6 protein-coding genes are annotated in these 19,467 nt (G+C 64.1%); 4 read left to right on the plus strand and 2 right to left on the minus strand.

Going from position 1 to position 19,467, the window contains the following annotated elements; translation table 11 throughout:
• The first annotated feature begins 104 nt into the window (after nt 1-104).
• Nucleotides 105-2,876 carry an amino acid adenylation domain-containing protein gene (locus tag I8746_RS04200; protein WP_221100187.1) on the plus strand — a complete coding sequence of 924 codons (2,772 nt, stop codon included), beginning with the start codon at nt 105-107 and terminating at the stop codon, nt 2,874-2,876.
• A 27-nt stretch (nt 2,877-2,903) separates the two neighbouring features.
• On the opposite strand, the gene I8746_RS04205 is transcribed toward I8746_RS04200, so the two are convergent.
• Together I8746_RS04205 and I8746_RS04210 are read right to left on the minus strand one after the other, a co-directional pair.
• On the minus strand, nt 2,904-3,389 hold the full coding sequence (locus tag I8746_RS04205) for an isochorismatase family protein (protein ID WP_003250798.1): 486 nt from the start codon (nt 3,387-3,389) through the stop codon (nt 2,904-2,906).
• A 159-nt stretch (nt 3,390-3,548) separates the two neighbouring features.
• Nucleotides 3,549-14,375 (minus strand): peroxidase family protein, encoded by a 10,827-nt coding sequence (locus tag I8746_RS04210; RefSeq protein WP_221100188.1) that lies wholly within the window; start codon nt 14,373-14,375, stop codon nt 3,549-3,551.
• Nucleotides 14,376-14,921: 546 nt separating this feature from the next.
• Here I8746_RS04210 and I8746_RS04215 point away from each other — a divergent pair.
• Genes I8746_RS04215 through I8746_RS04225 form a run of 3 tightly spaced genes read left to right on the plus strand, consistent with a single transcriptional unit; the run spans nt 14,922 to nt 19,335 of the window.
• Nucleotides 14,922-16,658, plus strand: a complete 1,737-nt coding sequence (locus tag I8746_RS04215) for a type I secretion system permease/ATPase (RefSeq protein ID WP_012052827.1) — start codon at nt 14,922-14,924, stop codon at nt 16,656-16,658.
• Between the two features lie 6 nt (nt 16,659-16,664).
• The gene (locus tag I8746_RS04220; RefSeq protein WP_012052828.1) at nt 16,665-18,005 is read left to right on the plus strand and encodes an HlyD family type I secretion periplasmic adaptor subunit; all 1,341 of its coding nucleotides are present in this window, start codon (nt 16,665-16,667) and stop codon (nt 18,003-18,005) included.
• Nucleotide 18,006: 1 nt separating this feature from the next.
• Nucleotides 18,007-19,335, plus strand: a complete 1,329-nt coding sequence (locus I8746_RS04225) for a TolC family outer membrane protein (RefSeq protein ID WP_012052829.1) — start codon at nt 18,007-18,009, stop codon at nt 19,333-19,335.
• The last annotated feature ends 132 nt before the right edge of the window (nt 19,336-19,467 follow it).

The following is a 19,467-nucleotide window of genomic DNA, read 5'->3' on the forward strand; positions in this document are numbered from 1 at the left end:
CCCGGCTATCGCAAGGCAGCCTTCAAATGTTGGCGCCATCAGCCAGCCTGCACTAGCGTTGTGCTACCAGCCAGCCCAACGTTCCTGCGGAGCACTCGATCATCATGCCGGACCTGCGCCCGAACCCGACGCTGTGCCTGGAGTACCGTGCCGAACAGCCCATTCACCACGCATTCATCCAGCAGGCCAGCCGCTACCCGGCGGCCATTGCCATCATTGGCCAGCACGCAACCTGCAGCTACTCCCAACTGGAGCAGATCAGCGCGGGCATTGCCGCGTTTCTGGTTAAAAACGCCGCCAGCGGCACCGATCGTGTGGTCATCGTCAGCCGCCGCAGCGCCGCCCTGGTATACGCCATGCTCGGCTGCCTGCGTGCCGGCCTGGCCTTCACCGTGGCTGACGCCGCTTACCCAGCCGCGCGTATCGAGCAAATCGTCAACACCTTGAAGCCTGCGGTGATACTGCGCTGTGCCGAGGCAAGCGTCGACGTCGGCCAGCCCATGGTCGTCACGGTGCCTGAAGCCCCCGCTGAAGCGCTGCAGGCCTTCCCTCGCCAACCTGTCGCGCTGCCCGCTGTCAGCCCTGAGCAGCCGGCCTACATCACCTTCACCTCGGGCAGCACCGGTGAACCCAAGGGCATCGTTACCCACCACGCACCGCTGGTGCACTTCATCGACTGGCATGTGCGCCAGCACGGTTTCACTCAGGCCGACACCTTCTCGCTGCTTTCTGGCCTGGGCCACGACCCGGTATACCGCGACGTGTTCACGCCACTGTCGCTTGGCGCGACCATTGCCTGCCCGGCGCAGTCGACCCTGACCGACCCCTCACGGCTGGCCAGCTGGCTTCACCAGTACGGTGTGAGCGTGATCCACCTTACCCCGCCGTTGGGCAAGCTGATCGAAACTGGCGCACACCTGAACGGCCAGGTTCTCGACCACCTGCGCTACCTGTTCTGGGGGGGCGATGCACTCAGCCCGACGCAGTATCAGCAGGTCCGCGCCATCGCACCGAATGCCGTCAATGTGAACTTCTACGGCACCACCGAAACCCCACAGGCCATGGCTTTCCATACCCTCGACCCGGAAATGGACACTGCCCGGGTGCCCTTGGGCAAAGGCATTGCCGATGCACAATTGCTGGTGATAAACCCGGCCAACCAGCTGGTCAGCGAGGGCGAGACAGGCGAAATCCTGATCCGCAGCCCCTACCTGTCGCGGGGATACTGGGGCGACGCGGGGCTGACCGAAGCCAAATTCATCGCCAACCCGTTCACCGCTGACGCGGCCGACCGCTGTTACCGCACGGGTGACCTGGGCACCTACCTGGCCGATGGCAGCGCCAGTTTTCTGGGGCGTGCTGACAGCCAGGTGAAAATCCGGGGGCATCGCATCGAGCTGGCAGAAATCGAGAACGCCATCTGCCGTCACCCGCACATAGGGCAATGCGTGGTCCTGGCCAACCACGAGGGTGCATCGACCCGGCTGGTGGCCTATTGCGTCGCGCAGCAAGCCATCCGTGTTGACGAACTGCGCCAGGCCCTCAGCGGCCAGCTGCCTGACTATATGGTTCCGGCGCTGTTCGTGTTCCTTGATGCCCTGCCGCTCACCCCCAACGGCAAAGTCGACAAACGCGCGCTGCCTGCTGCATTTGACGACAGTATCAGCCCACCGTTGTCACCCTTGGCCGAAAAGCTGAGTACAGCCTGGGCACGCATCCTCCAGGTACCGCGCCTGGACGCCAGGTTGAGCTTTGTCGAGCTGGGCGGCGACTCGCTGTCGTTCGTGCAGGCTTCGCGCGTGCTCGAAGCACTCATCGGCCACCTGCCTGAACGTTGGGAAACCCTGCCGGTGTGCCAGCTGGCCGAGCTGAGTACGCCGCCCAAAGGCGTATGGCGGGTAATGGAAATGCCGGTGTTCATCCGCATGCTCGCCATCATCCTGATTGTGGTCGGCCACCTGGGTGATTTCGACCACTGGCCGATACTCGGCGAAACCTCGGTGCTGTTCCTGGTCTCCGGCATCGCCCTGGCGCGCTTTCAGCTCAAGGCCATCGAAGCGCGTGGCGATGCACGCACGCTGCTAAGGTCACTGGCAGCCATCGTGGTGCCAACACTGTTGTACACCGCATTGATCCAGCTGGTATTCGACCGGCTGCATTGGCAATCGCTGCTGCTGGTTTCCAACTGGTTCCCCGCCAGCGAGGTCAGCCTGTTCAACTATTGGTACATCGAAGTGTTGGTGCAGATGATCGTGATCATTGGCCTGGTGCTGTCGATCAAGCGCGTGCGCCAGGTGCTGGTTGCCGACCCGTTTCGCTGGCTGATCATCGCTGCCTGTGCACTGGTAGCGCTGGATGTGCTCCTCAACCAGTTCGTGTTCGACGCCAGTGCCCTGCTCAACCGGGTACCCCAGCACTTCCTGGCGGTGATGGTGCTGGGCATGGCCGTGCACCATGCCGACACGCCCTCACGCAAATGGGTGGCCAGTGCGGTGGCCGTGCTGGTGGTTGGCGAGCTGGACCTGATGGCGGTTGCCGGTGTTGGCTGGCAAGCGCTCACACACTATGTCGACATCGCCCTGCCAGCGATACTGGCGCTTGTCTGGTTCCGCTCGGTGCCAGTACCCGCCCTGGTTGCACGGGCAGGTGCGGTGATCGCTTCGTCAACCTTGTATATCTACCTGACGCATTTCCAGTTCGAGTCGGTGGCGGAGCATGTTTTCAGGCACCCGCTGTTCGAGGTGGCCCTGGCACTCGCTGGAGGGGTACTGGTGAGCTATTGCTGGAACACCCTGTTGCGCCTGCTGTTTACCCGCAGGCGCAAACAGCACCAGGCGCGTGGAGCCGATCCAGCTGAACGCGTCACCTCTGCCTGAACGAAGATGACCCCGCCGGCGCATGCACTACGCGCGTCCGGCCAGTTCAGCCAGCACCTCGGCCGAGGTAGTGACCTGGCGGAAGTGGTGCTTCCACAGGTCGGTACCCAGCTTGCCCGAACGGTCCAGCGACGACCCTATTGTCATGTCTGTCACCAGCGTGGGCATCAGCCCTGCATCGAACAGGGCAAAGCCGGCGGCCAGCACGCAGGTTTCGGTCTGCAACCCACACACCAGCACCCGCTCTACACCCAATTGCCGGATGTAGTCGATAGCTTCGGCACTTTGCCCATAGCCATGCTTGACGAACACCTGGTCGGCCTCGACCAGGCTTTCGTCCTCGGCCGCCGGGTGCCAACCGAGCTGGCGCTCGAACGGCGTGACCTGTTCATCGTGCAACTCGACCGAGGCTATGGTGGGAATGTTCGCTGACAACCGCCGCAAACCATCGACCAGCCACTCGGGTGGGCTGAAGGTGGACTGAACATCGACGATGAGCAAAACCTGGCGCATGGGCGGATTCCGGCACGGGCAAAAGGCGCGAAGTATAACGCGAAGCAACTGCCGTGGTCGCTGGACAGGCCCGGGGAACCATTCGGCGACTCTTTGCGCGGAAAAAGGGGCTGCTGCGCAGCCCCCTGTTGTACCCGTAACAGCTAACCCCAGCGCCCCTCAACCGACCAGGATGAAGTCTGCGGCGGTCACCGTGGTTGCATCTGCCACCCCCACCAAACGTATGGCGTCGGCAGCACCGATACTTACCAAGGTGTCCGCACCAACATCTGCGATGGTCACACTGGCGCCAAAGGTGGCTGCGGTAATGTTGAGGGCGGTGATATCCAGCCGGTCCTGGCCACCCGCCGCAATGGCATCAAAATTGATGATCAAGTCGTTGCCAAAGCCTGCAGCGAACTGGAACACATCGTTGCCATCGGTGGCTATCAGGGTGTCGTTACCGGCCCCACCCACCACCGTATCGTTACCTGCCGCACCGTTGAGGAAGTCGTTGCCGGCCCCCCCGATCAGGGTGTCGGTACCCACGTCGCCGAACAATGTGTCGTTACCATCGCCGCCCTGCAGGGTGTCATTGCCGTTGCCGCCATCCAGGCTGTCATCGCCAGCGCCCCCGTTCAGGTTGTCGTTACCGGCCTCCCCCAGCAACGTGTCGTTGCCGCCACCGGCATCGAGGCTGTCGTCCCCCCCTCCACCGCGCAGTTGGTCGTCACCCAGGCCGCCGAACAGCTGGTCGTTCCCGGCGTCGCCGTTGAGGGTGTCGTTGCCGGCATTGCCGCTGAGCACATCGTTACCGCCGTCGCCGCTGAGCGTGTCATTACCTGCCCCACCGTCGATGATGTTGGCCAGCCCGTTACCCGTGCCGGTGAAGTTGCCCACCCCGGTATAGGCCAGGTTCTCGACGTTGGCCGCCATGGTGTGGCTGGCCAGCGTGGTACGCACAAGGTCCGTACCGGCCCCCGTCGCCTCGACCACTACATCCCCGGCGTCATCCACCACATAGGTGTCGTTGCCCACGCCACCCACCAAGCGGTCGGCACCCGCACCGCCGTTGAGCAGGTCGTTGCCGGCCCCCCCCGTGAGGGTGTTGGCCAGCGCGTTACCGGTACCGGTAAAGGCGCTGCTGCCGGTATAGGTCAGGTTCTCGACGTTGGCACCAAGGGTGTAGCTGGCCAGGCTGGTCTGCACCTGGTCCGTGCCACCATTGAGTGCCTCGGTGACCGTATCCCCGGCGTTGTCGACCAGGAAGGTATCGTTGCCGGCACCGCCGTTCATGGCATCTGCGCCAAGCCCGCCGTTGAGGGTATCGTTGCCATCCTCGCCATTGAGGAAGTCAGGGTCGTCACCGCCATTGAGGATGTCGTTGCCAATGCCACCGAACAGCTGGTCGCTGCCGCCCAGGCCGTTGAGCGTGTCGTTGCCGCCCAAGCCCGAGATCACGTCATTGCCTGCGCCACCGGTCAGGGTGTTGGCTCCATTGGTACCGACCAGTACAACACCCGGTGGCACGGTGACTGCAGCGGTCGCCGCCGAGGTCAGCGACTCCAGGGTGCCGAAGCCGTCGGTGTAGCGCACGATCACCCGTAGCTGCTGGTTACCCTGGGCGAAGCCGGGGGTGAAGGTGGCCGCCGTGGCCCCGGCAATATCGGTGAAGGTGCCGCCGGTGCCTTGCTGCCACTGGAAGCTGAAGGCCCCCAGGCCGTCGATGTCGGCAATTGCGCCGGTGAGCGCGGTCAGCGTCTGGCCTTGGTCGGGCGTGGTGTCGCTGATCAGCAACGCACCGGTCGGCGCATCGTTGACGTTGGCCACCGGGTCGAGAATGTCGGAGGCGACGCTTTCCTGCACGCCAAAGTCATCCACGTAGCTGACCACCACCCGCATGTTCTGCCCCACTTGCGCCTGCGTCAGGACGAACGTGCTGCTGATGGCGCCGGCGATGTTGACCCAACCGACACCCCGGTTGGACTGCCACTGGAAGGTGAACTGAGGGTTGCTCAGGCCGTCGGCATCGACGATGGTGGCCGGGTTGGCGGTGAGCGTCTGATTCTGCACCAGCAGCCCGGTCACGGTCGGCCCGGCGCTCGGCGCGCTGTTCGGCGTCGAATCGACGATTTCCAGCGTGCCCTTGGCATCCTGGTACACCGCACGCACGCGGATGTTCAGGCCGGCGACGTCGTCCGTGACGCGGTAGGTCGTACCGGTGACCCGTGTCGCTTCACCAGCGGCCACAACCGTGATGTCTTCATAAACCCCGGAACCCGGCAGCGCCTCGACTTGCCAGTAGTAGGCCACGGGGCCGTTCACCGCACCGGTCGCATTGGTTGCGCTGACATTGTCCGCGTCATGCACGGCGAGGTTGCTTACCCTCAGCAGCTGGCCACTGACTGGCGTATCGTCGCGCAGGCCGGTGGTAGCATCGAGAATCGCCAGGTGGCCGGTGGGGCCGGCGTTGACTGCCGTACCGACGCCAGAGGCCTGCGAACTGTCAGAGAACTGCAGGCGCTCAATGCCGGTCAGGTGGTCGACGCCATCGCGTCCGGCCACCAGGTCGGTGACGGTCACCGAGTTGCCATCGACCACCACGCTGTAGTCGGTGGACACCCCAGAGTACACCGCCGTGTCGTAGTGGTCGGTGCCGCTGAGGATCTCCCGCACGATCACCAGCTGGCCCGGCTTGTAGGTGCCATTGAGCATGAACGGCACCATCGGCTCCATGCTGTTGAAGCTGGCGATTTCCGGGCCGGTGCCATCAGGGTTGGCGCGTACGCTGATGCGCACGTTCAGCCACTTGTCGCCGTCGAGGATATCGTCGCCACCCCGGCCTTCGAGCAGGTCGCTACCGCTGCCGCCGAGGATGATGTTGCCACCGTCATAGAAGGTCGCCCCGGCCGCCAGCAGGCCGGCCAGGCCGTCGATCAGGCTGATGTTGGTCAACACGCTGCCGTTAGCACCTGCAGTAGGCAGCGAGGTGGCGTCTTCGCTGTCGCCGCGCAGGAAGTCGCCATGCGCCGAGCCCGACAGGCCTTCCATGATGTCGAAGCGCACCAGCGTCGAAGCGCCCGAACCCGGTACCAGTGGCACATCGAAGAAGCGGTCGCTCATGTCGATGGACACGCCTTGGGCCAAGTCCTTGAAGGTTGCCCAGTCATAGCCCGAGCCACCAATGTAACGGTCGCCGAACCCCAGGCTGCCGACCATGATGTCGTCGCCGCCTTCACCGTTGAACTTGTCGTTCTCGTTGCCGCCGACAAATACGTCGTTACCGATGATCGGGTCGTTGCCGAGCGGGTCGAAGTTGTCGCCAGGCGCGCCGTCCGAGGTGCCCTTCTCGATCCAGTCGTCACCTTCGTTGCCCATGTCCTGCTCGTTGGCCTTGCTGCCGAGGATGAAGTCATTGCCCTGACCGCCAATGGCTTCGGAGGCGTCCTCACCGGTGACGATGAAGTCATTGCCGAAACCGCCGATGATCAGGTTGATGCCATTACCGCCGTGCAACACATCGTTGCCGTCACCGCCCTGGATGTTGTCGTCACCGCCCATGTCGCTGATGATGTCGTCGCCGGCCCCACCGCGCAGCTGGTCGTTGCCGTCACCCCCCTCGATGCGGTCGTTGCCGGCATCACCCCAGACCGTGTCGTCGCCTTCGCTGGAGACCAGAATATCGTCCCCGTTGGTGCCGCCCAGCACGATGTGCTCGGCACCGGCATAGCGGATGTAGTGGGTGTCCGGGCCAGCCGTCAGCGGGCTGTCGCGGAACACCACCTGCTCGCCGTTTTCGCCCAGTGGGTCGGCGCTGCCAAGGCCCTCGTTGTACTGCTTGGTCTGGTCCAGTTCCAGGTAGAAGCCAGGGTCGGAGAACACCAGGCCTGGCAGGTGGGTGGCTGAGCTGTTGGCCATGATCAGCTTGGCGAACGAGTTGCTTTCCAGCTCGGCATTCATCGACAGGCCCGCGGTGCGCTCCAAATAGTAGAAGCGGTCGCCGTCCTGCAGTTTCTCCATCTGGTTCTCGAACACGAAGTTGAAGGTGCTGCCGAGCATGCCGCCAAATGGCGCTTTTGCTTCCGCCAGGCCGCCGATCCACAGGTCGATGGCATCGACACCGGTCACGGTGACTGCCTTGAGGTCATCGGCAGTACCCAGTACACCGTCCTTGCCGGGCAGGGTCACATTGGCCCAGGCGCCGCTGCTGTTGAGGAAGTCCATGCGGTCGGCGGGTGCGCCATCGCCGCCGAACACCAAGGCCATGGCCGCGGCGCGTTTTTCCAGCAGGGTGGTGGCAGCGGTGATGGTGCTGTGGGTGCCGTAGGCCGCGATGAAGTTGATCAGCGACTCTGGATGTTTCAGGTGTTGCACCAGGTCGACCCAACTGCTGTACGGTTTGAGCTGGGTATCGCCGGTTTGCCCGTAGATTTCACGGCGCACAGCGTTCAGCGAAGGGATACCGACGTCGCGGCCACGGGCGATGTTGATCGCTGGCAGGTCCAGTGGCAGGCCGAGCAGGTTGTTGCGCAGCGCCTCGGTGACGAACTCGTCGATTTCGTTACCGGCCTGGCGGGTGACCCCGCGCACGATGGCGCTGGTGGCGTCCTCGGGGGTTACGCCACTGGCGGCATAAGCCAGCGGGTTGAGGAAGGCCGCGATCAGCCCCAGTTGCTGGTCGGGGTTGGCGCTGGCCGGGTCCTGGATGACGTTGAAGTCGATGTCGAAGCGGTCGACAGTCTCGGTCAGCATCGAGTGGCCAAAGCGGTACACGGTGTGGGCGAACTCGGCCACGATCGAGGCATCGAGGTCGACGTCGTACACCTGGGTCGGGGCAAAGAACAGGTCGACCCGAGGTTGCACGGTGCGGGCGAACTCCTCGAACACCAGGTGCTGGTACTGCATTTCGGTGCCGAACTTGGCCGCCTGGAACAGCCGCTCGCCATTCCACACCAAGGCATCGATCTCGGCCGGGGTGACTGGCAAGGCGCTGACGGGGTTGAGCAGCCACTCGTTGAGGAAGGCCAGGTCACCCGAGTCGAGCACGGTGTCCATGGTCTGCGCCACCAGCCGGTTGTGCTCGGAGTGGAAAATCGCATGCACGGCGGTCAGGCCGATGTTCTCGTTGACCCGGCCGTCACCGGCGATGTAGTGCGCGTCCAGCAGTTCGTTGTCGTAGGCCAGGTTGGCACCGGTCTGCGGGTTGACCGGCACGGCATTGCCAGCAACGTTGTCGGCATCCGGCGCCAGCACGCCGCCACTGAACACCGGCACGGCATTGTGGGCGATGTCGGCAAGGAACTGGTGCCCGGTACGCACGGCGTTGGTCAGGTCGAGCGGCGCCAGCGGGTTGCCTTCGACCTCCTGGTCATCAGCGGTGCCGGCAATACCGTCCAGGCCTTTCATCACCACCATCGGGTAGCCGTTGGGCCCTTTGATGAAGTTGCCGTAGGCGTCGGTGGCCAGCAGCGGCACGTTGTCGACGTCGGCATCGGTCAGGTTGATGCCGAGCAGGTCGCGGGCCTGGGCCTTGACCACCTTCCAGGTGGCCATGCCGCCGATCTCGGTGTCGTCGGCCGTGCCGAACCGCCCATCAGCGCCCAGGTCGCGATTGGTGATCAACCGGCCCGTGGCGACCGGGCCGTCGTCAGTCATGACATAGGCGCGCAGGAACACCTGGTGCGAGGGATGCGAGCTGTAGGTCTGGTTCTGGTCGACGAACGGCGTGGTGGTGTTGGTGTGTTCGCGGATGTCGTCGGCGTTGCCAAGGATGCCGTCCGGCCCAGGCAGGTTGGTGGCACGGGTTACCACCATGAAGTTGGTGAAGCCACCCTCCACGTACAGCGGGTCATCCGGTTGCAGCGGGATGTAGATGGTACCGGAGCCGCCCTTGGTGACCAGGTCCAGGCCATGGTCGAAGAACTGCCCGAAGAAGGTCATCCACGCGTTGAACGGCGCAGACAGCCCGGCATCGGCAGCGGTGTTCTCGAACAGGTACACGTCATGGTCGTCGGTGGTGCCGAACTGGCCGTCCATGCCCGGGCTGGCGACGATGCGCACGCCATCCTTGAGCACGTCGTCGTTGCCTGCGGCGCCGAAGTTGAGCACGCCATCGGCACCCGGGTCATACGCGGTGGCATAGGCTGCCGGGTTGTTGGAGGTCTGGTCGACAATCAGGTTGCTGATGGTACGTGGCTGCGAATCGAACACCGGCCCGCTGGTCTGCTGGTACGACGACCCCGGGATCGCCGGGGAACCTGGGCCGAAGAAACCGGCTGGCGCACCTTCGGCCGGGTTGAATACCGGGTCGGTCACGCGCGGGAAGACGTTGTCGGCGGCACCGTACTGGGTGTTGTTGTTGCCGTTCAGGTTCATCAGGTTGTTGTTCGAGCCATCCACCGCACGCAGGCCCATGGCTGCGCGGACGTTGGGGATCAGCGAGAGGATGTCCTGCCCGGCGGCATCGGCCTCGGCAATCTTGATTTGCGCGAGGATGAAGTTCAGGTCGGAGCGCACCATGTGCAGGCCGGCACCGCCGTCACTGGCATCCACCACCGGGGTGGCCACTGTCGGCACCACGGGCGCGCCAGGTTGCACCACGGTGGTAGGCTGCGAGTACAGCACTTCGGTGGTGCCATGGGCATCCTGATAGATCGCCTTGACCCGCAGGCTCAGCCCGGCCAGGTCTGGCGACACCTTGAACGAAGTGCCATCGGCGCTCTGGAAGGCCAGGTCGCCGGCCGGTAGCAGGATGATGTCCTGGAACACACCGCTGCCCGGGTCGGCCTCGAACTGCCAGTAGTAAGACACCGAACGGTCGGCGAGCGAGCCCGTCGGGTTGCCCGCACTGATGTTGTCGGCGTCGAGCACGGCGGCCACGCTCACCGTCAGCATGTCACCCACGGTAATCGCACCGCCGTTGCTGTCGAGCAGGGTCGGGCTGCCGGTGGGTTGTGCGTTCACCCCCTCCACCAGTACGCGCTGGCTATCGGCAAACTGCAGGCGCTCGATGTGCAACAGGGTATCGACGCCATCGCGGCCGGCCACGGTGTCGGTCACGGTCCAGACGTCATCGGCGACATCAGCGGTGCCCTTGGTGTTCTGGGTCACCACGTACTCGCTCTGTAGCCCAGAGAATATTGCCGTATCGAAGGCGGCCCCGCCGGTCGAAGTCCCGGGCAGGATTTCGCGCACGGCCTTGAGTTGACCGGGGTTGTAGGTGCGGTCAAGCATGAACGGAATCATGTCGGCCATGCTGTCGAAGCTAGCGATTTCCGGGCCGGTGTGGTCGACGTCGCCAGGGGCGTAAACGGCGATGCGCACGTTGAGCCACTTGTCGCCATCGATCAGGTCATCGCCACCCCGGCCTTCGATCAGGTCACTGCCATTGCCGCCGAGCATGATGTTGCCGGTGGCAAAGCCGGTGGTGGGCAGGCCGGCATCCGCCAGGAACTGCTGCAGCCCCCGTATCAGCGCCACGTTGGTCAGCGCACTGCCGGTGGCGCCGCCATGGTTGAGAATGGTCACGGCATCGACGTCGTCGCCCTTGAGCACATCGGCGTAGGCCGAACCGGACACCCCTTCGACCTCGGCGAACCTGTCCAGAATCGATGCCGGAGAAGCGCCCACCGGGTTGAACACGCCAGCGTTCTGGTTAGGCGCGTTGCCATGGGGCTGAGCCAAGGCGGCCAGGCTGAGGTCCACGGTGACACCCACGCGGTCATTCTTGTTGGTGACCCAGTCGAAACCGGACATGCCATCCATTTTGTCTTGGGCATCGCTGCCGACGAAGATATCGTCGCCGCCCTCACCGATCATTTCGTCGAAGCCGCCGCCCCCGACGAAGATGTCGTTGCCAATGACTTCGTCACCCAGCAAGGGCGCGAAGTTGTCGCCAGGTGCGCCGTCCTGGGTACCCTTCTCGATCCAGTCGTCACCCTCGTTACCGGTAGGTGGCAGGTTGGTCTTGGCGCCGAGGATGAAGTCGTCGCCCAGGCCACCGAAGGTGGTGCTGATGTCCTCGGTGGTGATGATGAAGTCCTGGCCATCGCCGCCCAGGATCAGGTTACCGGCAACCCCCATGCTACCAGCGACGATCACGTCGTTGCCGGCATTGCCTTCAAGGCGGTTGTCGCCGAACGAGTCGGTGATGATGTCGTCGCCCGCGCCGCCCAGCACCGCGTCGTTGCCGGCGCCGCCTTCGAGCAGGTCATCACCGGCATCGCCATACAGGGTATCGTCGCCTTCGCTGGAGATGATGATGTCGTTGCCAGCGGTGCCACCCAGCACCACATGGTCTTCACCGGTGTAATGCAGGAAGTTGCCGTCTGGCCCGACAGTATCGGGGTTATCGCGGATCACCAACGGAACGATTTCAACCCCGTTGATCTCGATGCCGCCAGTGGGGTCGGCCTTGCCGTCGGCACCCAACCCGGTGAACTGGTTGGCCTGGTTCACTTCCAGGGTGAACGTGGGCGTGAGGAACACGGTGTTGGACAGGTGGGTGACGTCGGAGTTGGCCATGATCAGCTTGGCGAAGGAGTTGTTTTCCAGCTCCGTACCAAAATTCATGCCCGCCGTGCGCGACAGGTAGTAGAAGCGGTCACCGTTCTGCAGCGCTTCCAGCTGGGTTTCGAAGACAAAGTTGAAGCTGGAACCGAGCATGCCGCCAAACGGCATTTTCTTCTCGGCCAGGCCGCCGACCCAGAAGTCGATGGCGTCGACCCCGGTCACGGTCACCCCGGCAATGTCGTCGGCCGTGCCGGCGATGCCGTCCGCGCCGGCCAGCGTCACGTTGGCATAGGCACCGGTGCCGTTGAGGAAGTCGAGGCGGTCGAGGGGGGCGCCGTCTCCGCCAAGTACCAGTGCCACGGCGGCGGCGCGCTTGGCGGCCTCGGTGGTGGCCCCGGTAATGCTGCTGTGGGTGCCGTAGGCGGCAATGAAGTTGATCAGCGACGCCGGGTGCTTGAGGTGATCGGCAAAGTCGACCCAGCTGATGTAGGGCTTGAGCTGGCTGTCGCCGGTGGCGGCATAGAACTCGCGGCGGGCCTCGTTCAGGCTGGGGATGCCGGTATCACGACCGCGGGCGATGTTCAGCGCAGGCAGGTCAAGTGGCAGGCCGAGCAGGTTGTTGCGCAGGGCTTCGGTGACGAACTCGTCGATCTCGTTGCCCACCTGGCGGGTAACACCGCGGATGATTGCGCCCGCCGCTTCATCGGCCGTGGCCCCGCTACCGGCGAACGCCAGCGGGTTGAGGAACGCGGCAATCAGGCCCAACTGCTGGTCGGGGTTGGCCGGGTCGGCAGAAACCGGGTTGAACGCCGGGTCGTAGCGGTCGACGGTTTCGGTCAGCATCGAGTGGCCGAAGCGGTACACCACATGGGCGAACTCGGCGAGGATGGCCGGGTTGATCGAGGTGTCGTAGCCGTTGGGGGCGAGGAACTCATCGATCTGCGGCTGGATGGTGCGGGCGAACTCTTCGAACACCAGGTGCTGGTACTGCATCTCGGTGCCGAACTTGGCAGCCTGGAACAGCCGCTCGCCATCCCACACCAGCGCGGCGATGCCGGCAGGCGTGGTGGGGATGGCGGTGACGTCGTCGATCAACCACTCATTGAGGAACGCCAGGTCGCCCGCGGCCAGCAGGGTGTCCTTGGTCTGCTGCACCAGGCGGTTATGCTCGGAGTGGAACACATGGTGCACGGCAGTCAGGCCGATGTTCTCGTTCACCCGGCCGTCACCGGCGATGTAGTGCGCGTCGAGCAATTCGTTGTCGTAGGTCAGGTTGTTGCCACCCTGCCCGACCGGCTGTGCGTTGCCCACCAGGGTGTCGGCGTCAGCCTGCAGCACACCCCCAACCACCACGGGCGCGGCATTGTGGGCGATGTCGTCAAGGAAGCCATGCCCGGTGCTCACGGCATTGGCCAGGCTGATCGGCGCATTGCGGTCGCCCTCGACCAGCTGGGTGACGTCATCGGCGGTGCCAGCAATGCCATCGGCGCCGTTGTTCACGCGCACGACCACCTGCGGCATGCCGTTGGGTCCGCGCAGGAAGTTGCCGTAGGCATCGGTGGCCAGCAGCGGCACGCTATGCACGTCGGCATCGGTCAGGTTGATACCCAGCAAGTCGCGGGCCTGGGCCTTGACCACCGCCCAGGTAGCCATGCCACCGCTTTCGCCGTTGCCATCGTCGGCGGTGCCGAACTTGCCATCGGCGCCCAGATCACGGTTGGTGATCAGGCGCCCGGTAGCCACCGGCTCACCTGCCGCGTTGACCGTGTATTCGCGCAGGAACACCTGGTGCGAGGGGTGCGAGCTGTAGGTCTGGCTCTGGTCGACAAAGGGCGAGGTGGTGTTGGGCTGGCTATCGTCGGCGGTACCCACCACGCCATCGGCGCCGGCGGTGCGCACGGCGCGAGACAGCACCATGAAGTTGGTCGGGCTGCCGGCCACGAACAGGGGGTCGTCCGGGCGCAGCGGGATGAACACGATGTCGGTGCTGCTCTTGCTGACCAGGTCCAGGCCGTGGTCGAAGAACTGACCGAAGAAGGTCATCCAGGCGTTGAAGCCGGCGGTCAGCCCGGCGTCTGGCGACACGTTCGGGATGAAGAACACAGGCTTGTCGTCTGCGGTGCCGAATACGCCATCGATACCAGGGCTCATCACCGGCGCGGCACCGCCGTTGGCCTCGACGGCGGCCGGGTTGTTGGCTGTCTGGTCGACGATCAGGTTGCTGATGGTGCGCGGTTGCGAATCGACGACATTGCCGGTGCCGACATAGTTGGCGCGGTAAGACGCTTCGAGCAGGCGCAGGAACGAGTTGTCGGCTGCGCCGAACTCGCTCTGCCCGGTGACCAGGTTGTTGTAGCTGCCATCCACCGTGCGCAGGCCAAAGGGTACCTGGCTGTTGGGCAACAGGTCGATCAGGCTGGCGCCATCGGCGTGTGCCTCAGCGATGAAGATCTGTTTGAGGATGAATTCAAGGTCCGACTTGCTGAAATTGGCCATTGCAGTTGCCCTCGATCTGTCCGGAGATGACACAGGGCAACAGGGTCCTTCCCGCGCCCAGTCAGTGTTGACGTGCGCAGAATCTGGTTGGGTGTACCGGGCTCAGTAGCCCAGCACTCGTGTGCTGAAACCTCTGGCCTCTTCTTGGCAAGCTGGCACCCCCGTTGCGGGAGGGGCCCTGTAAACCGTGCGCAACAGGTGTAACGCACGTGCATCGATCCCAGCTCGCACAGGGCCCGAATACTTCAGACTAAAGTCGTAGGCCAAAAGCTTGTCAATATTTCGTCAAAAAAATCTCGGCCGATGATAATGCGATGCAACTCACTGTTTTCCTGTGACTTATAAAAAGTTCAAAGTATTTATAGAGCAAAATGATATTACCGAATGTTTCGTTGCAACCTACGCTGCTGCATGTGGGAGCAACGCAGCGTTTTGGCCAATATCGCCATCAGAGCGACCCGCCTGCGAGCCGACCAAGAAGCCACAACTACCGTTTTACGGGGCGCCGCAAGGGCTTCCCGCTTTGTGATGAAGGGAGGCCCCCCGATGGCTAAGCCACCACGCACCCGCTCCGAGCTGGCCGACGTGCTGTTTCGCTTGCGCCGCAGCTTCTACGCCCTAGCCGCCTTCAGCGGCGTGATAAACGTCATGATGTTGACGCCAGCCATCTATATGTTGCAGGTGTACGACCGCGCCCTGGTCAGCCGCAACGTCACGACGTTGGGCATGCTCACCTTGCTGGTGGTCGGGCTGTTCCTGCTGATGTCGGCGCTGGAGATGGTTCGCACCCGGGTGTTGATAAGGGTGGGCAACGGCCTGGACATGAGCCTGAACCGGCGCCTCTTCAGCGCTGCCTTCGAACGCAACCTGAGCCGTGCCGGCGGTAACCCGGCCCAGGCCCTGCAGGACTTGGCGCAGGTTCGGCAGTTTCTCACCGGCAACGGCCTGTTCGCGTTCTTCGACGCCCCCTGGACACCGATCTACCTGCTGGTTTGTTACCTGATCCACCCCTGGCTCGGGCTGGTCACCACGATTGGCTCGCTGATCCTGGTCGGGCTGGCCTACCTCACTGAAAAGGCTACGCAAAAGCCCTTGGCCGAAGCCAACCAGGCAGCCATGTCGTCAGCCAGCTACGCCAACAACAACCTGCGCAACGCCGAAGTGATCGAAGCCATGGGCATGCTGCCGTCAATCGGCAAGCGCTGGTACCAGGGCCACTTGCGCATCCTGCAGATGCAGACCCTGGCCTCCGACCGCGCGGCGCTGATCAGCAGCACCGGGCGCTTCGTGCGCATCACCCTGCAATCGCTGATCCTCGGCACCGGCGCGCTGCTGGCGATCGAGGGGACGATCACCCCCGGCATGATGATCGCCTGCTCGATCCTGACCGGCCGAGCCCTGGGCCCGGTGGAACAGGTGATCGCCGCGTGGAAGCAACTGCTGGGCTGCCGCCTGGCCTGGGGCAGGCTCAATGACCTGCTGCAGGACTACCCGCAACGGCCACCGAGCATGTCGCTGCAGCGGCCGATGGGCATGCTGGCCGTGGAGAACGTGATCGCCGGCGCCCCTGGCAGCACCACCAGCATCGTACGCGGGGTGAGCTTCAGCCTGGCCCCGGGTGACAGCCTGGGTGTCATCGGCCCTTCGGCCTCGGGCAAGTCCACCCTCGCCCGCCTGCTGGTAGGTGTGTGGCCGGCCCAGGCCGGCAAGGTGCGCCTGGACGGCGCCGATATCTTCACCTGGAACAAGGCCGAACTGGGCCCGTGGCTGGGCTACCTGCCGCAGGACGTGGAGCTGTTCGAAGGCACCATCGCCGAAAACATCGCCCGCTTTGCCGAGGTGGACAGCGACGCGGTGATCCGTGCTGCCCGCAGCAGCGGTGTACACGACATGATCCTGCGCTTCCCGCAGGGTTACGACACCCGCCTGGCCGCCGATGGCAGCCCATTGTCTGGCGGCCAGAAGCAACGCATCGCGCTGGCCCGCGCCCTGTATGGCGAGCCCAACCTGGTGGTGCTGGACGAGCCCAACGCCAACCTCGATGACGTGGGTGAAAAAGCCCTGGTCGATGCCCTGGCCGAGCTCAAGGCACGCGGCGCCACGGTGGTGCTGATTTCCCACCGGCCCAATGTGCTGTGCGCGGTCGACCAGATACTGATGCTGCGCGACGGCGGTGTGCACATGCTTGGCAGCCGCGACGAAGTGTTCGCCGCGCTGCGCAAGGCCGCGGTGATTCCGGCAACGGCTGCGGCACCGCTGGCTTCGGTCAAAGTACGGGAGTAACCAACCATGCAGATGACTCAACATGCCGAACTGATCCCCGCCGAGACCAGCCACCTGATCGACCTGGACGCGGGCCGCCCGGTACGCTGGGGCGTATGGCTGGTCATCGCCGGCTTCGGCGGCTTCCTGCTGTGGTCCTGCCTGGCGCCACTGGACGCCGGCGTGGTCGCCACCGGTACGGTCAAGGTCACCAGCAACCGCAAGGCGGTCCAGCACCTGAGCGGGGGCACCGTTGAAGCGATCATGGTGCGCGAAGGCGATGTGGTGAAGAAAGGCCAGGAAGTGGTGCGCCTCGATGCCCTGCGTGCGGTGGCCGAACAAGGCGCACTCAGCGCCCAGTACATCGTCAGCAAGACCGTGGAAAACCGCCTGGAAGCCGAGCGCGATGGCCGCGATACCGTGACGTTCGACCCTGCCCTGCTGGAACACTACGCCAATGACCCACGCCTGCTGGCCGCCATGGACCTGCAACAGCGCCTGCTCGATACCCGCCGCGCGGGCCTTGCCGGTGAACTGAGCATCCTTGAAGAAAACCTGACTGCCTCGGCAGTGCAACTGAAGGGCCTGCAGCAGGTGTACGGCGCCCGCGCCTCGCAGATCGGCTTCCTCAACCAGGAACTGCAAGGCACCCGGGTACTGGCCGCCGAAGGTTATGTACCCCGCAATCGCCTGCTGGAGCTGGAGCGCAGCAATGCCGACCTGTCCGCCGGCCAGGCCGAAAACCTCAATAACATTGCCCGGGCGCGCAGCCAGGCCACCGAGATCAAGCTGCGCATCCTGCAGCGCCAGCACGATTACCTGAAGGAGGTGGAGTCGCAACTGACCGATACCGCCAAGGAAAACACCACCCTGGCCGATCGCTTGCGCGCACTGGACTATGAAGTGACCCACACGGTGATCCGCTCGCCGATCGACGGCATGGTGCAGGGCCTGAGCATCGCCACGGTCGGCGGCATCATCCAGCCCGGGGCCAAGATCATGGAAGTGGTGCCGCTCGACCAGCCGCTGCAGGTCGATGCGATGATCCCGGTGCAGGCGATCGACAAGATGGTCCCAGGCCTTGCCGTGGACATCGCTTTCCCGGCCTTCAACCATGCGCAGACACCGAACATTCCCGGCCGGGTAAAAACCATTTCCGCCGACCGGCTGCTCGACGAAGAAAGCAAGCAGCCGTTCTACCTGGCCCAGGTCGAAGTGACGCCGGCCGGCATGGGCTTGCTGGGCAGCAACCACATCCGCCCCGGCATGCCTGCCACCGTCACCATCAAGACCGGCGAGCGCAACCTGCTCAGCTACCTGCTCAAACCAATGCTCGAACGTGTGGACGCCGCGTTCAAGGAGCAATGACATGAAACGCCCATGCCTGATGGTGTGCCTGCTGGGAGTTGCCGTACAGGCCAGTGCCATGGACCTGAAGCAAGCCTGGGACCTGTTGCAGTACCAGGGCCCGGTCTACCGCGCTGCCGTGCATGAAAAACAAGCCGGTGGCGAAAACCGCGCCATCGGCGAGGCCGGCCTGCTGCCGCAGATCAACGCCTCGGCCTACTTCAACCAGGTCAATGGCAGCCAGCGCCAGAATGGCCAGGACAATGACCTCGACTATGACTCCAAGGGCGCCAACGTGCGCCTGCGCCAGCCGCTGTTCAACAAGCAGAAGATGGCCGAGTACCGCCAGGGCCAGCAACGCGCCGACTACAGCGTGGCGGTGTTCGATGCCAAGAGCCAGGACGCAGCGGTGCGCCTGGCCGACGCTTACTTCGACGTGCTGCTGGCCAGCGAAACCATCACCCTGGCCAAGGCCAAGCTGAACGCGTTCGAGGAGCAGCTGGCATCGGCGAAGCGGCGCAAGGAACTGGGCGCCGGCACCATCACCGACGTCGACGAGTCGGTGGCCCGGCGCGACCTGGCCGAGGCCGACCTGATCGACGCCCAGGACAACCTGGTCAACGCCCGGCGCAAGCTGGAGGAATACATTGGTGAAACCCCGCAGGCGTTGACCACCCTGCAGGCGGGCTTCAGCACCCCGCCGCTGATGCCGGGCAACCTGCAGGAGTGGCTGGTCAAAGCCCAGGCTGACAGCCCGCTGATTCATGCGCGCCGGCACAGCTACGCGCTGGCCGAGGAAGAAGTCAACCGCGCCCGCGCCGGGCATTACCCGACCTTGGATTTCGTGGCGGGTTACACCGCAGGCAGCAGCCAGTCGATTTCCGAGCTGAACCAGCGCAACCACTACAGCTCGATCGGGCTGGAGCTGAACATCCCGCTGTACAGCGGTGGCAGCACCCGTGCCCTGACCCGCCAGGCCAGCGCCAACAGCGCCAAGGCCCTGGATGAGCTGGACGCCACTCGCCAGGAGGTGATTTCCAACACGACCCGCGAATACCGTGGCGTACAGAGTGGCGCCCTGCGCATTCAGGCACTGGAGAAGGCCGTGACCTCCAACGAGCGTTCGCTGACCTCGACCCGCAAGGGCTTCAAGGAAGGTGGCACCAGCACCAACTCGGATGTGCTCAATGCCGAGGAGCTGCTGTATGACGCCCGCCATGATCTGTTCGAGGCCAAGCTCAACTACCTGATGTCGCGCCTGCGGCTGGCCTCGTCGGTGGGCAGCCTGGGGGATGATGATATCGAGCAGATCAATGATTACCTGGGGCCGGAGCTGATAGTCAGCAATTGATAGCGACCTCAAGCTATGAAGTGCCCCTGCACGAGCAGCCTTGTACTGCGAACAGGCCAGCAAGGCCTGACCGGTGGCAACGATCCACGAGACCCACCCCTTTCGATGCGGTCGTTGCCAGTTTCAAGGAAG

The sequence above is a fragment of the Pseudomonas sp. USTB-Z genome (assembly GCF_019691255.1).
GTDB lineage: Bacteria > Pseudomonadota > Gammaproteobacteria > Pseudomonadales > Pseudomonadaceae > Aquipseudomonas > Aquipseudomonas alloputida.